Source organism: Clostridium sp. AF20-7 (assembly GCF_003479275.1).
Classification (GTDB): domain Bacteria; phylum Bacillota; class Clostridia; order Lachnospirales; family Lachnospiraceae; genus Otoolea; species Otoolea fessa.
This window is the reverse complement of sequence record NZ_QUGF01000007.1, coordinates 144,056-165,504: the sequence shown is the minus strand read 5'-3', so window position 1 is coordinate 165,504 and position 21,449 is coordinate 144,056. Positions and strand designations below refer to the sequence as shown.

Below are 21,449 nucleotides of genomic sequence, written 5' to 3'. Positions count from 1 at the left end.
TTCCTCCTATTAGAATCTGTAATGAGCAAATGCCTTGTTAGCCTCTGCCATCTTATGCATATCTTCTTTCTTCTTCACAGATGCACCAGTGTTGTTAGCTGCATCCAGAATCTCTTTTGCCAGTCTCTCTTCCTGAGTCTTCTCGCCTCTCTTACGGGAGTACAGAGTGATCCAGCGAAGTGCAAGAGCCTGTCTTCTTTCCGGCTTAACCTCGATCGGTACCTGATAGGTAGCACCACCGATACGTTTTGCCTTAACTTCCAGAACCGGCATGATGTTGTTCATTGCCTCTTCGAAAACCTCTACAGCTTCCTTACCGGATTCTGCAGCGACACGATCAAACGCGCCGTATACGATCTTCTGAGCAACGCCCTTTTTGCCGTCCAGCATGATGTTGTTGATTAATTTAGTAACAACCTTGTTGTTGTACAGCGGATCCGCTAATACGTCTCTTTTCTGAGTATGTCCTTTACGTGGCACGTTACTTCCCTCCTTAATATCTGCTCCGGCGGGGAGCCGCGGGAGCCATTCATTAGATCTTAGGTACTCGCATTGAACACTTAGCGAGGTTCCTCACGAGCTTAGTGTGAAAGCGCACCTGCGAAACGAGCGCGTCTTTCAGCGCGACATTGAGCATGGTGCTTCCTCTCTTCCTACTCGGCAGGTTCTCTCTAAGTTCAACCTGCGTCTCGTGCGCGGTTCTATGATTCCCTGCAACCTACAGGATCAATATCAAAGTCCGGCACATTCATTCTAAATCTAATAGAACTTCTACCTAATTAAAATTATTTCTTGTCTTTCGGTCTCTTAGCGCCGTATTTGGAACGCGCCTGTTTTCTGTTGGCTACGCCTGCAGTATCAAGAGTACCTCTGATGATGTGGTATCTGGTACCTGGTAAGTCTTTTACACGACCACCACGAATCAGAACAACGCTGTGCTCCTGTAAGTTGTGTCCCTCACCCGGGATGTAGCTTGTTACTTCGATACCGTTGGAAAGACGAACTCTGGCGATTTTTCTAAGAGCAGAGTTAGGCTTTTTAGGTGTTGCAGTCTTAACGGCTGTACACACGCCTCTCTTCTGCGGTGCAGAAACGTTGATAGCTTTCTTCTGTAAAGAGTTGTATCCCTTCTGCAGAGCCGGAGCTGTTGATTTCTTTTCAGATGTCTGTCTTCCCTTTCTTACTAACTGGTTAAATGTAGGCATCCTTTTCACCTCCTGTGATATTGTCTGTGGTTGCTTTTTTAAGCTTGTATTTCCGCGCAGAAATTCCTTGAATTTTGCACGCTTACTTATTATAGCTAGTTTGAGTTTCACTGTCAAGGTATAAAATGCAAATTTTTCCCGTAAACTAAAGGGTTTGTTACTGTTCACGCATACGTGCCCAGTAACGGAATTTGCCGTGGCTTCGCATTTAAATACGGCAAATTCCTGCTGCCACCACGTTTTCTTACGGCACTTTCGGTTCCAAAAGTGCCTACCTGTGAGCAGTAACAAGGGTTTTGCGCTGTAGACAGGTACAGTGCAAAACCCTCTATTGTCTCATCTGACTCTTTTTTGTCCGGGAAATATCTTAAATATCCCGGAACTTCATTTCCGCTACCCCTGCGGTCCCATGTACTCCGAATCACCAAAACCAAGAATCAGCATAAAAAGCGGATTCAGAAAAAATAAACCAATAGTAAATCCTATCCCGTGACCATAGGCACACGCCAGCTTATAGAGTGCCACCACATTCATGAGTGCTGTTCCCAGAAGCGCAAGCGAACCGATAACTCCCACGATTCCGCCGAAGGAATTTAAAATACCTCCGCCGACCGCCAGTCCCAGTGCCACCCAGAAATACTGCACATCCCAGGTCAGCCGGTACTGTACATAGCCATTGTAAATCGGAATGATGGATTTCCATCCTTCTTCCCCGGCTTTTGTAAAGATCTTCCAGTATGCAATTACCTGCAGAATATAAAAGATAAACGCAAATAATGCATATGCCATAATAAACGCCACCAATCCCATACGCTTTCCTCCTTTCAGTTTTTACTGTCCGAAGAATGTATTCACGCCAGCCAGCAGTCCGTTCGCCAGAGTCTCAAGCGTCGCACCCGAATGATCGGACGCCTTATCTCCCAGCTCAATATCCACACTCGGAATCGTTGAATAGGAAGTCTGGGTCAAATCCATCTCCATGCTGCCTTTAGAATAAATCTTCACACCCGCGCTCTTTAAGCCGCTGATCAGCGACTCGCCCAGTTGGTTGTGCTGCTTCCAATGAGAGGCAACCGGCTCCATCGCACGGTAGGTTGCATTGCTTGGAACGCTCATGAAAAAGGCACCCTTGTTGCTGCTGGTTGAATCCCAGTGCAAGGCTATATGACAGTCCGCGTTGTTATTCGCAATGACCGTACGAGCTATATTATCCAGCTGTACATCATCTGATTCACGGATCATCAGTACATCATAGCCTGCATTCAGAAGTTTTGTCTTAAGCACCTTTGCCATAGCAAGTGTTACCTTGCTCTCTGCTGTTCCATCTGCAAAGGTCATACCGCTGGAAACTGCCACTGCTGAGGTAGCACCGGCTCCGGTTGTGCCGCCGGTTACTTTCGCACTTCCATCCGGATGACACTGGGTCTTGACGCTTCCCCCACCGTTTGTTCCATGTCCGGCATTGACACAGACCACTTTATTTTTCTTGTTGGAAGCAGTCGAGCGGTACAGGGTCGCAGTTCCGCTGTTGATCTTTGAATAATTTGCGTATTTATAATTAGAAGAAAGTGCGATCGCCGTGCCGCCGGATGTCTGCGCTCCCGCTGCTGTCTGGCTGGTTGTCTGGACAGCACCTGCAGATGCCGGTTTTTTGCTTGTCACATAGGCGGATGAAACGTAATACTTCTTTCCATTCAAAAGAATCATCGTCCACTGCCCGCTGGTTCCCACGCGCTCCAGCTTCTGACCGTAGGACAGATTGCCCGCGATATTATTGTCCTTGATCTGCGCCGATGTCCGGTAGCGCAGGGAAGACGTATTGACATACACCGAGTCACCTGCCAGCGCGATCTGCGACATACCGGCTGTCATCAGCAGAGCCGCCGCCAGTCCCAGTGTGTGTTTTTTGAGCCAATTGTGTCTCTTCATCTATATAATCTCCTTCCAATGTCTCTATTTTTAAAATAATTGTTTCTGTTTTGAAAGTCTAAAATCGTTAAATTTGTTCTTTAAATTTATACAATTTAATCACATTACTTTGGATTTTAAACATTTCCTTTATAAGTATAACGGATTTTCCCCTTCGATTCAACCAATCCCGCGCTTCTATTTCTTACGGTTTTCTGTCTATGATATGGCAGGAACGAATGTGCCTTGGCACATTCGGGCGTCTCGCGCGGTCGCTTGCGACAACCTACAGCTTCGCGCGAGTGCGCATCATTGGCACAAAAAAAGACCGCCGCATCTCTGCGGCGATCTCCAAAAAACGATTCCGTTTTTCATTTTTAATTATTCTTCACTCAGCTCATCCTCGTTGAGTACAATCTTGTCTGCCTCGTCCAGTTCAGCCGGCTCGTTGAAGTCGTCCTCTGCCAGATCGATATCATCCTCTTCCTCAACATCAGTGTTCAGCTTGATAGAGCGGTAACGCTTCATACCGGTACCAGCCGGAATCAGCTTACCAATCAGAACGTTCTCCTTCAGACCAATCAGCTTATCTACCTTTCCGTTGATGGCAGCCTCGGTCAGAACCTTGGTTGTCTCCTGGAAGGATGCAGCGGATAAGAAGGAGTCGGTTGCCAGAGATGCCTTGGTGATACCCAGCATAACCTGACGTCCGATCGCCGGCTCTTTGCCCTCGGCTTCCAGCGCCTCGTTCATCTCGTTGAAATCGAGTACATCCATGGATACGCCCGGCAGTACGTCGGAATCTCCACTTTCCTCAATCTTAATCTTCTTTAACATCTGGTGTACGATCATCTCGATATGCTTATCGTTGATTTCTACACCCTGTAAGCGGTATACACGCTGTACTTCCTGGATCATGTAATCCTGTACGGCGCGGACGCCCTTGATCTTCAGAATATCGTGCGGGTTCACGCTACCTTCGGTCAGCTCGTCACCAGCCTCCAGAACCGCGCCGTCCTGAATCTTGATACGGGAGCCGTAAGGAATCAGGTATGTCTTGGAATTGCCCGTCTCATTATCCGTGATAATGATCTCACGTTTCTTCTTGGTATCTTTGATGGTTGCCACACCGCCGAACTCAGCGATGATAGCAAGTCCCTTCGGCTTACGTGCCTCGAAAAGCTCCTCGACACGCGGAAGACCCTGTGTGATATCGCCACCGGCAACGCCGCCCGAGTGGAACGTACGCATGGTCAGCTGTGTACCAGGCTCACCGATAGACTGTGCCGCGATGATGCCGACTGCCTCACCGACCTGGACCGGCTGACCGGTTGCCATGTTGGCACCGTAGCACTTCGCACACACACCGATATGGGATTTACAGGTCAGGACGGTACGGATCTTGATGGAATCTCTGCCCTGTTTCTTCAATGCTGCCATAACAGCCGCTGCACGCTTCGGCGTACACATATGATTCTTCTCAATCACCACTTCACCTGTATCCGGGTCTGTGATTGTCTCAGCGATGAAACGTCCTGTGATACGCTCCTGCAATGTCTCGATGGTCTCCTGACCATCCATGAATGCCTTGATCTCCATATACGGAATCTCCGGCTTATCCCAGCAGCAGTCCTCCTCGCGGACGATCAGATCCTGGGATACGTCTACCAGACGTCTGGTCAGGTAACCAGAGTCGGCAGTACGCAGAGCCGTATCGGACATACCTTTTCGAGCTCCGTGTGCGGAGATGAAGTACTCCAGTACGTCCAGACCCTCACGGAAGTTGGACTTGATAGGAAGTTCAATCGTATGACCGGTCGTATCTGCCATCAGTCCTCGCATACCAGCAAGCTGTTTAATCTGCTTATCCGATCCTCGCGCACCGGAGTCAGCCATCATGAAGATGTTGTTATATTTGTCAAGTCCTGTCAGCAGGTCGTGAGTCAGCTGATCATCGGTTGCCTTCCAGGTCTCGATAACTTCTTTGTAACGCTCTTCCTCTGTGATAAGACCACGGCGGAAGTTCTTTGCGATATGGTCAACCGTTGCCTGCGCGTCAGCAATCAGCTTCGGCTTGCTTGCCGGTACGGTCATATCGGAAATCGATACGGTCATGGCTGCACGTGTAGAGAACTTGTAGCCAATCGCCTTGATATCATCCAGGGTGATCGCTGTCTGGGTTGCACCATGGACATTGATAACCTTCTCCAGAATCTGCTTTAACTGCTTCTTGCCTACGTGGAAGTCAACTTCCAGTTTCAGCTCGTTCTCTTTCTGGGAACGGTCTACGAAGCCCAGATCCTGCGGGATGATCTCGTTGAAGATGAAACGTCCAACGGTAGACTCGATGATACCAGTCTTCGTTGTGCCATCCGGCATCGTGCGGGTTACTCTTACTTTGACACGGGAATGCAGGGTAACAACCTTGTTCTCGTATGCAAGAATCGCCTCGTTGATACTCTTGAATGCCATGCCCTCGCCCTTGGCGCCCGGACGTTCCTGGGTCAGATAGTAAATACCAAGTACCATATCCTGAGAAGGAACGGCTACCGGACCACCATCGGACGGTTTTAACAGGTTATTCGGAGAAAGCAGCAGGAAACGGCACTCTGCCTGTGCCTCCACGGAAAGCGGAAGATGTACCGCCATCTGGTCGCCATCGAAATCGGCGTTGAATGCGGTACAAACAAGCGGATGCAGCTTGATTGCCTTACCTTCTACCAGAATCGGCTCGAATGCCTGAATACCCAGACGATGCAGTGTAGGAGCACGGTTTAACATAACCGGATGCTCTTTGATTACATCCTCGAGAACGTCCCAAACCTCCGGCTGAAGGCGCTCTACCATCTTCTTTGCATTTTTAATGTTATGAGCGGTTCCGTTGGAAACCAGCTCTTTCATAACGAACGGTTTAAACAGCTCGATCGCCATCTCTTTCGGCAGACCGCACTGGTAAATCTTTAACTCCGGTCCTACGACGATAACAGAACGTCCGGAATAGTCAACTCGTTTACCCAGCAGGTTCTGACGGAAACGTCCCTGTTTACCCTTTAACATATCGGAAAGGGACTTGAGGGCACGGTTGCCAGGACCGGTAACCGGACGGCCACGGCGGCCATTATCAATTAATGCGTCAACTGCCTCCTGAAGCATACGTTTCTCGTTGCGCACGATGATATCCGGTGCGCCGAGCTCCAGAAGTCTTGCCAGACGGTTGTTACGGTTGATAATACGGCGGTACAGGTCGTTTAAGTCGGAAGTTGCGAAACGTCCGCCATCCAGCTGTACCATCGGACGGATATCCGGCGGGATAACCGGGACAACGGTCATGATCATCCACTCCGGTTTGTTGCCGGAATTTCTGAATGCCTCTACGACTTCCAGACGCTTGATGATGCGGGCACGCTTCTGTCCAGTTGCATCCTGTAACTGGTTTCTCAGATCCTCAGAATCCTTCTCCAGGTCGATCGCCTTTAAAAGCTCCTGAATCGCCTCGGCACCCATGCCGACACGGAAAGAACCGTAACCGTATTTCTCGATCTCGTCACGGTACTCCTTCTCAGACAGAACCTGCTTCATCTGCAGTCCGGTCTGTCCCGGATCCAGCACGATATAGGAAGCGAAGTACAGAACCTTCTCCAGAGTTCTCGGAGAAATGTCCAGAATCAGCCCCATGCGGCTCGGAATTCCCTTGAAATACCAGATGTGGGAAACCGGAGCTGCAAGCTCGATATGACCCATGCGCTCACGGCGGACGCTGGCTTTTGTAACCTCAACGCCGCAGCGGTCACAGATAACACCTTTATATCTGATTTTTTTATATTTACCACAGTGGCACTCCCAGTCCTTGCTCGGTCCAAAGATTCTCTCACAGAACAGGCCGTCTTTCTCCGGCTTTAATGTTCTGTAGTTGATGGTCTCCGGCTTTTTAACCTCGCCGTGAGACCACTCCAGAATCTTTTCAGGGGATGCCAAACCGATCTTGATTGCGTCAAATGTCAATGGTTGATATGTTTCATTTGTCTCTGGCATGAGCGGTACTCCCTCCTATCGATTATTCTTCGTCGTCAGATCCATTATCATCGGAAACGTCTGCATAGTCATCGTCCGTATAGCCGTCTGCCTCTGCTGTATACTCATCGTGCTCTACATCGGTCAGCTCACCATCTTTAAATTCCTGCTCCTGGTAACCGTAGTTGCCGAAGGACTCATTCTGAGAGTAACGCTTGCTGTCACCCTCGATGACGGAACGAAGATCGGTATCGCCTTCGTCGATGTTCTCCTTGAGCTCGATCTCGGAACCGTCTTCTGCCAGAACTCTGACATCCAGACCCAGGGACTGAAGCTCTTTTAAGAGTACCTTGAAGGACTCCGGAATACCCGGCTCCGGAATATTCTCGCCCTTGATGATTGCCTCGTATGTCTTCACACGACCTACCACATCATCGGACTTCACGGTCAGGATCTCCTGCAGCGTGTAGGATGCGCCATACGCCTCCAGAGCCCAAACCTCCATCTCTCCGAAACGCTGGCCACCGAACTGGGCTTTACCACCCAGCGGCTGCTGTGTAACGAGGGAGTAAGGACCTGTGGAACGTGCATGAATCTTATCATCAACCAGATGATGCAGTTTCAGGTAATGCATGTGTCCGATTGTAACCGGGCTGTCGAAGTATTCGCCGGTACGTCCATCTCTCAGGCGGACTTTACCGTCACGTCCGATCGGAACGCCCTTCCAGAGTTTTCTGTGCTCCAGATGGGTACCCAGATACTCCATAACTTCCGGATCTACAATATCTTTATATTTTGCTTCGAACTCTTCCCAGGAGGTGTTGACATAGTCATTTGCCATCTCCAAAGTGTTCTGAATATCTTTCTCGTCTGCACCGTCGAAAATCGGGGTGGATACATCAAAACCAAGTGCTTTGGCAGCAAGGCTTAAATGAATCTCCAGGACCTGTCCGATATTCATACGGGACGGTACGCCCAGTGGGTTCAGTACGATGTCGAGCGGACGGCCATTCGGAAGGAACGGCATATCCTCAACCGGAAGTACACGGGAAACGACACCCTTGTTACCATGACGGCCAGCCATCTTATCGCCGACGGAAATCTTTCTCTTCTGTGCAATGTAGATACGAACGGTCTTATTTACACCCGGAGCCAGCTCGTCGCCGTTCTCTCTTGTAAATACCTTCGCATCAATGATGATACCGTATGCACCATGCGGTACTTTCAGGGAGGTATCACGAACCTCTCTTGCCTTCTCACCGAAGATCGCACGTAACAGGCGCTCTTCTGCGGTCAGCTCGGTCTCTCCCTTCGGAGTAACCTTACCTACCAGGATATCACCGGCACGAACCTCTGCACCGATGCGGATGATACCGCGCTCGTCCAGATCTTTCAGTGCATCCTCGCCGACACCCGGAACATCTCTTGTGATCTCTTCCGGTCCCAGCTTGGTATCACGTGCTTCTGCCTCGTATTCCTCGATATGGACGGAGGTATATACATCCTCCTGAACCAGACGCTCAGACAGAAGAACGGCATCCTCGTAGTTGTAGCCTTCCCAGGTCATGAAGCCGATCAGCGGGTTTTTGCCCAGACCGATCTCACCGTTGCAGGTGGACGGACCATCTGCGATAACCTCGCCAGCTTCGACATGGTCATTCTTGTATACAATCGGTTTCTGATTGTAGCAGTTGGACTGGTTACTTCTCTTGAATTTTGTCAGATGGTATACATCGCGGTTTCCATCGGAATCTCTCTTGATGATGATCTCGTTGGAAGCGGAGCGCTCAACCACACCGGCATTCTTTGCAACGACACACACACCGGAGTCAACAGCTGCCTTCGCGGAAATACCGGTATCGACAACGGCTCTCTCGGTGGTCAGAAGCGGTACCGCCTGACGCTGCATGTTCGATCCCATCAGAGCACGGTTCGCATCGTCGTTCTGCAGGAACGGAATCATGGAAGTAGCTACGGAGAATACCATCTTCGGGGATACGTCCATCAGGTCGATTTTCTTCTTCTGGAACTCGGAGGTCTCCTCACGGAATCGACCAGATACGTTATTGTGGACGAAGTGTCCTTCTTCGTCTAACTGCTCGTTTGCCTGTGCAACAACGAAGTTATCTTCCTCGTCTGCTGTCAGGTATACAACCTCATCCGTAACAACCGGGTTGGACGGATCGGTTTTATCTACTACACGGTACGGAGCTTCGATGAAACCGTACTCATTGACACGTGCGTAAGATGCCAGGGAGTTGATCAGACCGATGTTCGGTCCCTCAGGTGTCTCGATCGGGCACATACGGCCATAGTGTGTGTAGTGTACATCTCGTACCTCGAATCCGGCACGGTCTCTTGACAGACCGCCAGGACCCAGGGCGGAAAGACGTCTCTTATGGGTCAGCTCGGACAGCGGGTTGTTCTGATCCATGAACTGGGACAGCTGGGAACTTCCGAAGAACTCCTTGACTGCTGCTGTAACCGGCTTAATATTGATCAGGGACTGGGCAGAAACACCTTCCATGTCCTGTGTTGTCATACGCTCACGTACCACACGCTCCATACGGGACAGACCGATACGGTACTGGTTCTGAAGCAGCTCGCCGACCGCACGGATACGACGGTTGCCCAGATGGTCGATATCATCTGGATTGCCGATGCCGCCTTCCAGATGCATGTTGTAGTTGATGGAAGCGATGATATCTTCCTTCGTAATGTGCTTCGGAATCAGGTCATGGATATCTCTGCGGATAATCTCTTTTAACTCCTCATCAGAAGCGCCGGCATTTTCTTCCAGAATACCCTGGAGAACCGGATAGAATACTAACTCTGTGACGCCTACTTCTTCCGGATCGAAATTCACATAAGCGCCCAGATCTACCATCATGTTAGAAAGAACCTTGTGATTCTTCTTCTCACCCTGAATCCATACAAACGGAACGCCTGCGTTCTGGATGTCAGTAGCAAGTTCCTTGGTGACCTTTGTTCCCTGCTCCGCCAGAATCTCTCCGGTAGTTGTATCAACCACATCCTCAGCCAGAACGTGACCTACGATACGGTTCTTAAAGTGAAGCTTTTTATTGAATTTATAACGACCTACCTTTGCCAGATCGTAGCGGCGCGGATCGAAGAACATGCTGTTTAACAGGCTCTCTGCGCTGTCTACGGAAAGCGGCTCACCCGGACGAATCTTCTTATATAATTCCAGAAGACCATCCTGGTAGTTGTTGGACGGATCCTTCTCGAAGCTCTTCTCCAGTTTCAGCTCATCGCCGAACAGGTCAATGATCTCGGCGTTAGTACCGTAACCAAGAGCACGGATCAGAACAGTAACAGGAACTTTTCTGGTCCGGTCTACACGCACGTAGAAAATGTCGTTGGAATCTGTCTCATACTCCAGCCAGGCACCCCGGTTCGGGATAACGGTGCAGCTGTATAACTCTGTACCGATCTTATCGTGCGCGATTCCATAATAAATACCAGGGGAACGAACAAGCTGGCTGACGATAACTCGCTCCGCTCCGTTGATAACGAAGGAGCCGGTGTCGGTCATAAGTGGAAGATCACCCATGAAAATCTCATGTTCATTGATCTCATCTTTATCTTTATTGCAAAGTCTTACCTTTACCTTCAGAGGAGCTGCATAGGTCGCATCGCGCTCTTTGCACTCTTCGATCGTATATTTGATATCGTTTTTACACAGTGTAAAATCCACAAATTCCAGACTCAAGTGACCTGCGAAATCCGTGATCGGGGAGATATCAGCAAACACTTCTTTCAGTCCCTCATCCAGGAACCACTGATACGAGTTTTTCTGAATCTCAATCAAATTCGGCATTTCCAGAACTTCTTTTTGTCTTGAGAAGGTCATCCTTACACCTTTACCGGTTTTTACCGGACGCATCCTGCTTTTCTCCATTCGATGTTTCACCCCTGTTTTCTTTCTATCTCTATGGTTTGCATTTTTCCATCTCCGAACCAGCCTTGTTTCATGCTGACGGAGCTGCACTGTCATTTGGGCATACGAATACCCGGAAAACACAGTTTTCCACAATAGTGCATTCTCCATCTTAGCATGGGATTTGATGGGTGTCAAGTGGTTTTTTTGATAGATTTGGAATAAATTTGGAATGATTATGAAAAAGTTTTCTCAAGAAACGCCAGAATCCGGACAGACAACAGACGCCGCTCCCCAGATGATAGCGGCGTCCGATTTTTTATAGAAATTTTATGCAAATAAATTCGGTAAAAATGTAACGGTCTGTGGAATATAGGTAATCACCAAAAGGACAATCAGAAGGACTGCTAACATAGGGAGCAAATCCCGCATCTGGTCTTTCAGGCTTACCTTGGCAATCGATCCCGATACAAACAGGCACACGCCCAGCGGAGGCGTACACATACCAATTGTCAGGTTGACTGCCATGACCAGGCCAAAATGGATCAGGTCAATTCCCATTGCCTTAACAAGCGGCAGGAAGAGTGGGGTAAAGATAACCAGCGCGCTTGTCGTATCGATGAAGGTGCCTGCAATTAACAGAATCACATTGATGATCATCAACAATACATATTTGTTGCTGACCGTGCTGGACAGCAGGGCGCTGACGGTCTGCGGAACCTGTGCAACCGTGATAACCCAGGTAAACAGGCTCGCACAGGACACAACGATTAAAACCTGTCCCGTTGATTTTGCACAGTCCACAAAGAGGTCAAACATCTTGGACGGCTTTAACTCCCGGTAAACAAAACCGCCGATGATAATCGCATATGCACACGCGATAGCGCCGGACTCGGTTGCCGTAAAAATACCAGATAAGATACCTCCAATGATGATAATCGGCATAATCAGGGCAAGAAGGGCATCTTTTCCGGTACGGATTCTCTCCTCACGGCTCGCCTTTTTCTCACGTCCTACATAATGTCTCTTTTTTCCTACATAATAACTGTAAATCATCAGTCCGAGTCCCATGATAATGCCCGGGATAAATCCACCGATAAACAATTTACCAACGCTCACACCTGCCATCGTTCCGTATAGCAGAAGTGGAATACTCGGAGGAATGATCGGTCCAATCGAACCGCCGCAGGCGATTAACGGAGCCGAAAACGTATCTTCATAGTTTTTCTCACGCATGATCGGAATCATAATGCCACCGATCGCTGCGGTTGCCGCGATCGCAGAACCTGTGATCGCCGCAAAGAACATACACGCCAGAATACTTACCAGTGCCAGACCACTTGGAAAATGTCCGATCAGCGCATCGGCAAAATCGACGATTCTTCTGGAAATACCGCCCTGAACCATCAGACCTCCGGCAAGGATAAACAGCGGAATCGCAATCAGCGCCGTGCTGTCAGCACCGGTGAACATTCTCTGGATAACAACAATTAACGGGGTTCCTCCCTGGATAATTCCAGCCACCGATACCATTCCGAGTGAAAAGCAGATCGGAATTCCTATTAAAAACAAGACAAATAATAAGACAATATAAATCATACCTTTCCCTCCTAATCATTCTTTTTCAGCTGCTCTGCCATATTTTTAATCATATAGAACAGCATAATCGCTCCGGCACTTGGAATACTTGCATAGTAAACACTCATTGGAATCGGCAGATAGGAAGTCGTCTGCGTCCATCCAAACGCACAGAATTTAATTCCAAATACAATCATAAAAATGAAAAAGAGAGACAATACCAGGTCAATTCCCAGTTCCACCACCTTGCGGATTTTAACTGGAAACGACATCAGCAGAACATCCACGTTCAGGTGTTCCTTTTCCCGCACACACCACGCAGCGCCCCAGAATACCAGATAGGTAAATGCCAAACGCAGGATATCCGTACTCCACGGAAGCGGAGATTTTAAAACAAAGCGGCATAAAACCTGTAAAAAGGTAATGACAAATACCACAATCGCGCTGATTCCCATGACAGCTTTTGTAATCTTATCGACCAGACCAGACATTTCCCATCCCCCTATTCTTTCCCATGCGTATTTCTATACTCTTCAACCGCCTGTTTTACCTTTTCCGTCAATTCCGGCGGAACCAGTGCCGTTACAGCCGGTTCCTGATACAGGCTGGCCGTTGCATCCTGGAAGGACTGTAAATCTGGATCCTTGCATACCTTTACGCCGTTCGCTTCAATCGACGCAAGCATCTCTTCTTCCATGTCCGTTACTTCCTGACGCTGTGTATCTTTTGCGTATTCAGCCGCCTCATCGATCCAAGCGCGCTCTTCATCGGTCAGTTTATTATAAAAGTCAAGGTTCATGATCATGCTTTCCGGCGCATATGTGTGACCATCCAGAACCATATATTTCTGCACTTCATCAAACGCAGAACTGGAAATAGACGCGATCGGGTTTTCCTGACCATCTACGGTTCCCTGCTGAAGAGCAGTATAAAGCTCGTTAAATGCGATCGGCGTCGCAATAAATCCAAGGTGATCTGCCAATGAGAACCAGATCGGAGACTCCTGTACACGGATCGATAATCCCTTCATGTCGGATGCCTTGGTCACTTCTTTTTTATTATTCGTAAAATGACGGAAGCCTAACTCACAGAAACCCAGGTGTTTAAAGCCCTGTGCCTCAAACTTCGGTTCCAGTTCTTTCTGCAGCGTATTATCCAGGACATAGTATGCTTCCTGCTTATCCGCAAAGAGATACGGGATTGCCAGAACCTGCGTCTCCGGCACGAAGCTTGGAAGCGCGCCATCCGTTGTTACAATCGCAAGCTCTATCGAACCAATCTTGACGCCTTCCGCCATTTCGCGCTCACCGCCCAGCTGCGCGCTCGGGTAAATCGTCACTTCGAACCGATCACCTGCCAGTTCCTCCAGCTTTTCCTGAAATGCCGCTGCCGCCATCGTTGACTGGTGCTTCTCATTTCCAACTGTCGCTATTTTCAACTTGATATGTCCGCTGTCTGATGTACTGCCGCAGCCGGTCAACACCGTTGCTCCCAAGACAAGTGCCGCGAACGTCCCTGCCCAACCTTTTTTCATTACCGTTCCTCCTCGCTGATGACATCCACTTCATACTCCGACGATAACTTCCGGTTCAGCTTTTTATCTTCCATCTCATAGCGGAATTTACTGCCGAAACGGAATCCATCCTTGACCGGCACCGTTCCGGAAAAGATCACACAATTATCAATTCCGCCAACCCGCTCGTCCAGTTCTTTTAAGATGGTTTCCACCGGGAGAATATCTGACAACGTTCCCTCCTGATATAAAACTTCCGTTCCATCCAATGTCTGCCAGGAATGAAGCTCTATCTCATCCCAGTGATCCTTGACATCCTCGTACTCCCAAACGGTATCGCAAATCGGCTTCGCACAAATCTGTTTCGCTTTTGGAACACTGGCTGCCTCAAGCTCCCGGTCTGTGTGGTCGCTTCCCAATCCGATGTAAATCGTCTTATCTTTAATGACAATCACATACTCGACTTCTCCACAGGTCTTTTCGCCCACAAACTCCAGTTTCTTTTCCTGTGTTAAAACGTAATTGCCACACTGGAAAATGGTCGGTATTTTCTTCGGTGCCGGAACGCCTAATTCCCGTTCCAGTTCTTTGATATGCTCCATCGTCTTTTCAATGTTTCTGCCTGCATATCCAATGGCAAACACCCTCTCATAATTCAGCTCCAGCGGCTTTTCTCCGTTCTTTCCCTGAACCGTAAAACACATTGTATCCATCCTGTTTCCTCCTTATTCCATTCCCTCTTTTATATCTTATATACTTCCGGCAGCCGATCCCGATAAACATTGATCGAATCTCTGACCCCATCGACTGCTCCAATCTCCATATCTGCCATCAGTATCTGTTCCGCTTCTCCGCCCAGCACCAAGCACTCTCCCATCGGTCCATAGACGGCAGAATGTCCGCCGCACTTTGTATTTCCAGCCGTTCCGACCGAATTAGTACAGCATAAAAAGCTCTGACTTTCAATTGCCCTCGCCCTGTTCAAGGTATCCCAGTGAAGAAGTCTCGTATCCGGCCACTGTGCTACCACAAACTGGACTTTTGAACCCGCAAGCATCTCGGAACGAATCAGTTCCGGGAACCGGATATCATAACAAATTACCAGACTGCACGGGATTCCATCCAATTCAAAATTGCAGATGTTTTTTCCATGTTCAAAATACTCATGTTCGCCGGACGGGCTGAACAGATGCACCTTGTCATATTCCATCACCACTTCGCCGTCCCGGTTAAAGACAGCGGCTGTATTATAAATCTTCTCATCCCGGCAATTTGCCACGGAACCGGCAATTATATTGACACGGTATTCTTTCGCCAATCTGGAAAACAGCTTTTTGGTCTGTTCCAAATTCACATCCGACACCTCTTTCAGATTTTCTCTCGGAAAAAAACCGGTGTTCCATGTCTCCGGAAGTGTGATCACATCCGGTTTCAGCTCTGCAGCCATCCGGACCAGCTTTTCTGCTTTTTCAAAATTTGCCTCCGGCTTCCCCAACTGCATATCCATCTGAATCATCGCAACTCTCATACCTGACCTCCATTTTACGGTATTTGGTATTCGGTATTTGGTATACCAACAATTAGAATAATAACACTCTCTTTTTTTATCGTCAATCTACTCTTTTCACAAAAACCGAAATCTCTTTTTGGATGATCTTCCAATTTTATCTGACATTTTGCTTCATTGCATGGTTCTGGTTGATATTTTTTTCTGTTTCCTCCATATGGATCTTCATCGCCCGAACTGCCGCTTCCACATTTTTCTGTTTCAAAGCGTCTAAAATTCCCTGGTGTTCATCGATCGTTGTCTGACGCCGTTTATCCGTTCCCCTCACTGCCTGCATTCCCATAAAGCGGAACATATCATAATAATTGCTCAGCAGTTTTAAAAGCTCACGGTTCTGGCTCATCTGGTAGATATAGGTATGAAATTCCCGATCCAGCTGAATAAATCTCGTAATATCATAATGTTCCAGGACTTCCTTCTGTTTCTCCTGAATCTCTTCCAGACATTTCAGATCTTTCTCTGTGACATTTTTCACAGCATCCTCGATCGCAGATAACTCCAGCGCGCTTCTGACACGAGTCAGCTCCCACATATAATGCGGGTCAAATTCACGCACCACCGTTCCCTTGTATGTTTCCATCTGCAGCCAGCCATCTCTGGCAAGCATCTGCATCCCCTCACGGATCGGCGTGCGGCTGATTCCGAGTTCTTCTGACAATTTTCTCTCATTCATCACGAACCCCGGGGGATAAACGCCCGTCATGATCCCCTTTTTTATTTCGTTATATACCTGGTATTTATACCCCAGCTGTTTTTCTACCATACTTCCCTCACATCCATCAACTTCAATGCTAATATATGTTATCATCCCTCATATATCAACTATCATATGCATATCACACAGTCACTCTAATTGTCAAGCTATTTGCAGGTTTTCTGACCCTGCCAGCACTTACAGCCCTGCCTTTTCTGATTAGTGCAAACAAATCTTTTCAATAAATTATGCCCACCTTAATGCACTTATCTTTCTATCAGGATTCCATCATCCACATTATCATTACGATGAAATGGCGGGATAACATGATTTTGGTTTTTTTTATTTTTAAGTCCCCATCGCCATAGTTACCCGTCTATTTTTCTTGCCATTTCCCCTCTCCAATGCTATAATACATAGTAATTGCGCGGCTATTTTCGTTATTTCTGCGAAATGGGATTGGATTTGCGTCCCGCCGCTATCTACAACGGAGGTATATATATATGTCATTTTGGAATGTACTGCTAGTTATTATCGTCATTCTGGCTATCCTTCTTGTCGTACTGTATATTCTGGGTTCCCGGATGCAGAAACGTCAGGCAGAGCAGCAGACTATGATCGACGCTTCGAAACAGACTGTTTCGATTCTGGCGATTGACAAAAAGAAACTGAAAATCGGAGATTCCGGTCTCCCGAAGATGGTTATTGACCAGACTCCATGGTATATGAAGTGGGCGAAGCTCCCGATCGTAAAGGCTAAGATCGGACCGAAGGTTGTGACCATGATCGCGGATGAGAAGGTATTCCTTCAGTTACCGCTCCGCACCGAGGCAAAGGTTGTCATCAGCGGTCTTTATATCACAGAGATTAAGAGCGTGCGCGGAGGCATCCCGCCGCTGCCGAAGAAGAAAAAATTCTTTGACCGTTTCAAGAAAAATACAGAAGAGGCAGCAAAGAAAGAATCTTCCAAGTCCAAGAAAAATAAATAATGGATCTTAAAATCCCGGAAATGTAACTGATTGCACGTTTCCGGGATTTTTGATTCATCGATTTTATTTCTTTGTTTCTATATTCTTTTATATTTACTGCTCTTTCAGGTTCAATTTCGCCGTCGCCTTCGATTTCACATCAATTTCAATATGGCTCTGGCTGGTCTGCTCATAGTTGAGTTCCAGCGTATAATCAATCTGGATTTTCAGATGATCCGGACCTTCATTGATCTTGATGCGGTCGGTCGTGACACCCACGATCATCTGACCGTATGGAGTCACATAACAGCTGACATTCGGACGGTTCTCCTGAAAAATCATATGCGCCCGCGCATCGCCTCCCTTGATCATATCGACGCTGTCCGCATTGGCTTTGATGGTATTGCGGATGCTTCCTTCCTCGCCCTCCAGTATCTCATCATAGATGATATAATGCTTGCCATTTTTGAAATAATAGCTGCCTGCCATGATAACCTCCAGGTTATTCGTCTCCCCGTCCGCAATATGGGCACCGCGCACGGATACAAGCACATCTTTCGTCATATTTTAATACTCCTCAATGTTAATCTGTTTCGTGTCTTTTACCTCTTTTGGCAGAATCGCCTTGGCAAAACGCGTGAAATTCTCCGCCCGGTCGCTGACAAAGAACTGATACTGGTCAAGAATCGGCTCCCCGGCAGCAGCGCGGCGGCTGTTTTCCTCCGAAAAACGTTCCAGATCCTCCGAACTGCGTGTCAGATCCATGTCCCGCAGCAGAGTTTTAAGTTCAACTGCCGTCTCATATGCCGGATTTACCAAAGTCACCTCGTCACCCATCAGCCGGTGCAGCGTCGAACGCAGCAGCGGATAATGCGTACATCCCATAACCAGCGTATCAATGTATTTTTCTTTCAGCGAAGAAAGATACCGGGAGGCAATCTCGTCTGTTACCGAATCATGGAAGAGTCCTTCCTCCACCAGCGGCACAAAGAGCGGACACGGTTTTCCAATGACCTCAATATCCGGGCGCAGCTTCTGCATTTCTCTGGTATAAATACCGCTCCGGATGGTCGCCTCGGTTCCAATCACGCCAATCTTTCCATTATGGGTTGCCTCGGCGGCCGTGCGCGCGCCCGCGTAGATAACCCCGATGATCGGGATATCCAATTCCTGTTTGACCGTCTCCAGTGCACACGCCGAGGCCGTGTTGCAGGCAATCACGATCGCCTTGACTCCCTGTGTTTTCAGAAAACGGATGATCTGGCGGGAATAGCGCAGCACCGTCTCCTGCGATTTGCTTCCATATGGAACGCGCGCCGTATCTCCAAAGTATACGATGCGCTCCTGCGGCATCTGACGCATGATCTCACGGGCTACCGTCAGACCGCCGATGCCTGAATCAAAAACTCCGATCGGGGCATTTCTATCCATGTTTACCTTCCTTTCGGTAAAATTCTTATGGTCATGTCTCCATTCTTTCCCGAACATCTGTGTATATCGAATCATATAACGTCCAAAAGTAGATTCTCTCACACTGTTTCAGGATTCTGAAACATTTTTATTTATTTCTAGGCTTCGTAGCGTTTCAGTCCGTGTTCAATCAGCTTTGTCACCATCTCCGGCTTCGGGATTCCGGCCGCCTCAAAGAGCATCGGGTACATACTGATCGCGGTAAAGCCCGGCATGGTATTGATCTCATTGAAGATAACCTCGCCGTCCTTCGTCACAAAGAAATCGACGCGCGACAGACCATAGCCATCTACCGCCTTGAAAATACGTCTCGCCGCCTGACGCACACGCTCGGTCGCATCGCCCGGAAGCTCTGGATTTACCACGGTTCTGGACTCTGCGTTGTAATATTTCGCATCAAAATCATAGAAATCGGCTGCTGCCAGAATCTCGCCAACACCGGAAGCGATGACCGGTTCTGTGCCATTTCCAAAGACCGCACATTCGATCTCACGGCCGACGATCGTCTCCTCAACCAGAATCTTGCGGTCATGGTGCGCCGCCTCCTTTAAGCCTGCAATCAGCTCTTCGCGATCCGACGCCTTGCTGACACCTCTGGAAGAACCTGCATTGGACGGCTTGATAAATACCGGATATGAGAACCGGTTCTCGATGCGTGCCACAACCTCATCCATCTTTTCAAGTTCTTTGCGGATGACCAGCTCATATGCCGCCTGGCGCACGCCTGTGTGGTCAACAATCTGTTTTGTATACACTTTATCCATCGAAACGCTGGACGCCAGCACACCGCATCCGACATACGGGATTTTTGCCAGCTCAAAGATGCCCTGAATGGTGCCGTCCTCGCCCCAGAGTCCATGCAGAACCGGGAATACCACATCAATGCGGATCATCTCCGCCTTACCATCTTTCAGGACGATCACGGATTTCTCCGTTGCATCCGGGGAAAGGATCGCGGTCGTCGTGTTCTTTCTCCAGCTCTCATCCTCGATCTGCTCGACCGAGTCAACCAGCAGCCATTTTCCCTCTTCGGTAATGCCGATCAGGGTTACATCATAGCGCTCTGTATCTATATTTTTAATGACATTGATTGCCGACATACATGAAACAATATGTTCCGAAGACTGTCCGCCAAATACCACAAGTACACTCTTTTTCATAATATCCGCCTTTCTGCCGGGTGTGGGAAGCTTCTGCTTCACCACGCGCCGGAATGCTATTCCAAAATATAGTTTAGATTATACCATAACTGTCAATACTTGCGACAAGAAGATTCGATTTCTTTCAGTAAAAGGAGAGCCATTATGTTAAATCAAGTGATTTCGTTCCAGTCTGAAAATTCTCTGTCATCCGCATCCAGGATTCATCCACCTGTTACCAATAAATGCCGCCATTTTTCCACCGGTTCGTGCAAGTTTTCCCATATATACGATGGAATACTCCCGCTTCTCGCATTATGTTCCATGCTCTTATTTCTGCTTTTCTGCCTGCCTCTTCTTACTTTTACCAGAAACCAGATTCAGCAGAAAGTCCTGGCGTACGCGATCGCCCCGCCGATCCTGCAGACTCATGTGATCGACAACTGGTGGGGTGTTCTCTATCCGCCGCCCGCCCTGTCCGGAGGTGTCATGCCGGAAGAAAACTCAAAAAATCAGAGCGCCGATTCCGTCTCTGACGCTCTGATTTTTGATAACGATATGAACTGGCTGTCGCAAAAGAAGCATATCATTTTTGATGTAAACAAGAAAGATACTGCTCTGATTTCCTCTAAAGCTGACCCGATGACTTGCTCCAATCACTCGGAACGTTCTGGAACAGCTTCAGCTTCCAAAATAACCACCGAACCGACAGAATCTTCTTCGAACTCAAAAATAACAGCCACGCACGCCGTTTCCGCTGACAGCAGTCTGCCGGATAAAGCTCATGCTTCCTCCGACAATTCGATTACTCTTCGGGTAACGTGTCGTTTTTTATCTTTCCTTCCCGGAGGCTCGGAGTAATGAAATTCTCATAGGAATAGTTCCACAGCGTCTCCGAGCCCTTGGCGGTATTCTTATTTCTTCCAAGAATCTGGCTCAGGTGCACGCCGCGCGTCGCCCACGCCTTTCCCTTGGAAGCATCATTGAGCATCGTCGGCTGGATGTTGTCCATCGTATGTGCAAACCGTGCTTCCGGCGTCTCCCCGGCTTCAAATTCATCCCAGAGAGCGCGCAGTTTTTCGCCCTGATCCGGCGGCAGCATTCCGAAAATGCGCTCTGCACCCTTTAATTCTCTCTCCCGCTGGGTTTTCTTCGCCTCCTCATCATAGGCATATGTGTCGCCGGCGTCGATCTCGACCAGATCGTGAATCAGAAGCATGGTAACCGTTTTCAGCACATCGATCGGCTCATTGGAATACTCCGCCAGAAGCACCGTCATGATCGCCATATGCCATGCGTGCTCCGCGTCATTTTCCTTCCGCTCGCCGTCTGTCAGATACGTCTGGCGACCGATAAATTTCTCCCTATCTATCTCCCGAATAAATGCAAACTGCTGCTCCAGACGTTCTTTCTGTTTCTGATTTATATCCATTGTTTCCGCCTCCCTGGTCTATTTCACCACATTTCTAGTTACTGTTCACGCATACGTGCCCAG

At 48.4% G+C, this 21,449-nt stretch carries 18 protein-coding genes; 2 read left to right on the top strand and 16 right to left on the bottom strand.

Annotated elements, in window-relative coordinates:
- Positions 1-9 precede the first annotated feature (9 nt).
- The 12 genes from rpsG to DWX68_RS09225 all read right to left on the bottom strand — a co-directional run bounded on the left by rpsG (position 10) and on the right by DWX68_RS09225 (position 16,491).
- Positions 10-480, bottom strand: coding sequence for a 30S ribosomal protein S7 (gene rpsG / locus DWX68_RS09280; protein WP_022358473.1), 471 nt, complete (start codon positions 478-480; stop codon positions 10-12).
- A 305-nt stretch (positions 481-785) separates the two neighbouring features.
- Positions 786-1,205: a 30S ribosomal protein S12 gene (gene rpsL / locus DWX68_RS09275; protein ID WP_022358472.1), complete on the bottom strand. Its 420-nt coding sequence runs from the start codon at positions 1,203-1,205 to the stop codon at positions 786-788.
- A gap of 393 nt (positions 1,206-1,598) precedes the next feature.
- On the bottom strand, positions 1,599-2,015 hold the full coding sequence (locus DWX68_RS09270) for a DUF5684 domain-containing protein (protein WP_118629193.1): 417 nt from the start codon (positions 2,013-2,015) through the stop codon (positions 1,599-1,601).
- Positions 2,016-2,036: 21 nt separating this feature from the next.
- Positions 2,037-3,134, bottom strand: coding sequence for an N-acetylmuramoyl-L-alanine amidase (locus tag DWX68_RS09265; protein ID WP_118494279.1), 1,098 nt, complete (start codon positions 3,132-3,134; stop codon positions 2,037-2,039).
- Positions 3,135-3,494: 360 nt separating this feature from the next.
- The gene (gene rpoC / locus DWX68_RS09260) at positions 3,495-7,145 is read right to left on the bottom strand and encodes a DNA-directed RNA polymerase subunit beta' (protein WP_107000676.1); all 3,651 of its coding nucleotides are present in this window, start codon (positions 7,143-7,145) and stop codon (positions 3,495-3,497) included.
- A 22-nt stretch (positions 7,146-7,167) separates the two neighbouring features.
- A complete protein-coding gene (locus tag DWX68_RS09255; protein WP_107000677.1) occupies positions 7,168-11,046 on the bottom strand; it encodes a DNA-directed RNA polymerase subunit beta in 3,879 nt (1,292 codons plus the stop codon).
- Positions 11,047-11,355: 309 nt separating this feature from the next.
- Positions 11,356-12,624, bottom strand: coding sequence for a TRAP transporter large permease (locus DWX68_RS09250; protein WP_118469150.1), 1,269 nt, complete (start codon positions 12,622-12,624; stop codon positions 11,356-11,358).
- A gap of 11 nt (positions 12,625-12,635) precedes the next feature.
- Complete coding sequence (locus tag DWX68_RS09245) at positions 12,636-13,094, bottom strand: TRAP transporter small permease (RefSeq protein WP_118469151.1); 459 nt, start codon at positions 13,092-13,094, stop codon at positions 12,636-12,638.
- An 11-nt stretch (positions 13,095-13,105) separates the two neighbouring features.
- A complete protein-coding gene (dctP, locus tag DWX68_RS09240; protein ID WP_118469153.1) occupies positions 13,106-14,137 on the bottom strand; it encodes a TRAP transporter substrate-binding protein DctP in 1,032 nt (343 codons plus the stop codon).
- Complete coding sequence (locus DWX68_RS09235) at positions 14,137-14,829, bottom strand: DUF2848 family protein (protein ID WP_118469155.1); 693 nt, start codon at positions 14,827-14,829, stop codon at positions 14,137-14,139. The genes dctP and DWX68_RS09235 overlap by 1 nt, the downstream gene beginning before the upstream one ends.
- Before the next feature lie 29 nt (positions 14,830-14,858).
- A complete protein-coding gene (locus DWX68_RS09230; protein WP_118469156.1) occupies positions 14,859-15,644 on the bottom strand; it encodes a carbon-nitrogen family hydrolase in 786 nt (261 codons plus the stop codon).
- A 136-nt stretch (positions 15,645-15,780) separates the two neighbouring features.
- Positions 15,781-16,491: a GntR family transcriptional regulator gene (locus DWX68_RS09225; protein WP_243027674.1), complete on the bottom strand. Its 711-nt coding sequence runs from the start codon at positions 16,489-16,491 to the stop codon at positions 15,781-15,783.
- A gap of 389 nt (positions 16,492-16,880) precedes the next feature.
- Between DWX68_RS09225 and DWX68_RS09220 the strand changes: the two genes are divergently transcribed.
- A complete protein-coding gene (locus tag DWX68_RS09220; protein ID WP_118629191.1) occupies positions 16,881-17,366 on the top strand; it encodes a hypothetical protein in 486 nt (161 codons plus the stop codon).
- 93 nt (positions 17,367-17,459) lie between these two features.
- Here DWX68_RS09220 and DWX68_RS09215 read toward each other — a convergent pair whose 3' ends face one another.
- The 3 genes from DWX68_RS09215 to DWX68_RS09205 all read right to left on the bottom strand — a co-directional run bounded on the left by DWX68_RS09215 (position 17,460) and on the right by DWX68_RS09205 (position 19,975).
- Positions 17,460-17,909, bottom strand: coding sequence for a DUF1934 domain-containing protein (locus tag DWX68_RS09215; protein WP_107000678.1), 450 nt, complete (start codon positions 17,907-17,909; stop codon positions 17,460-17,462).
- Positions 17,910-17,912: 3 nt separating this feature from the next.
- On the bottom strand, positions 17,913-18,776 hold the full coding sequence (gene murI, locus DWX68_RS09210; protein WP_117796281.1) for a glutamate racemase: 864 nt from the start codon (positions 18,774-18,776) through the stop codon (positions 17,913-17,915).
- A 137-nt stretch (positions 18,777-18,913) separates the two neighbouring features.
- Positions 18,914-19,975, bottom strand: coding sequence for a D-alanine--D-alanine ligase family protein (locus DWX68_RS09205; protein ID WP_181357193.1), 1,062 nt, complete (start codon positions 19,973-19,975; stop codon positions 18,914-18,916).
- Between the two features lie 144 nt (positions 19,976-20,119).
- Between DWX68_RS09205 and DWX68_RS09200 the strand changes: the two genes are divergently transcribed.
- Positions 20,120-20,815, top strand: coding sequence for a hypothetical protein (locus DWX68_RS09200; protein ID WP_118629189.1), 696 nt, complete (start codon positions 20,120-20,122; stop codon positions 20,813-20,815).
- Here DWX68_RS09200 and DWX68_RS09195 read toward each other — a convergent pair.
- Entirely contained in the window at positions 20,760-21,386 is a 627-nt protein-coding gene (locus DWX68_RS09195) for an HD domain-containing protein (protein WP_118523695.1), read from the bottom strand. The genes DWX68_RS09200 and DWX68_RS09195 overlap by 56 nt on opposite strands.
- Between the last annotated feature and the right edge of the window lie 63 nt (positions 21,387-21,449).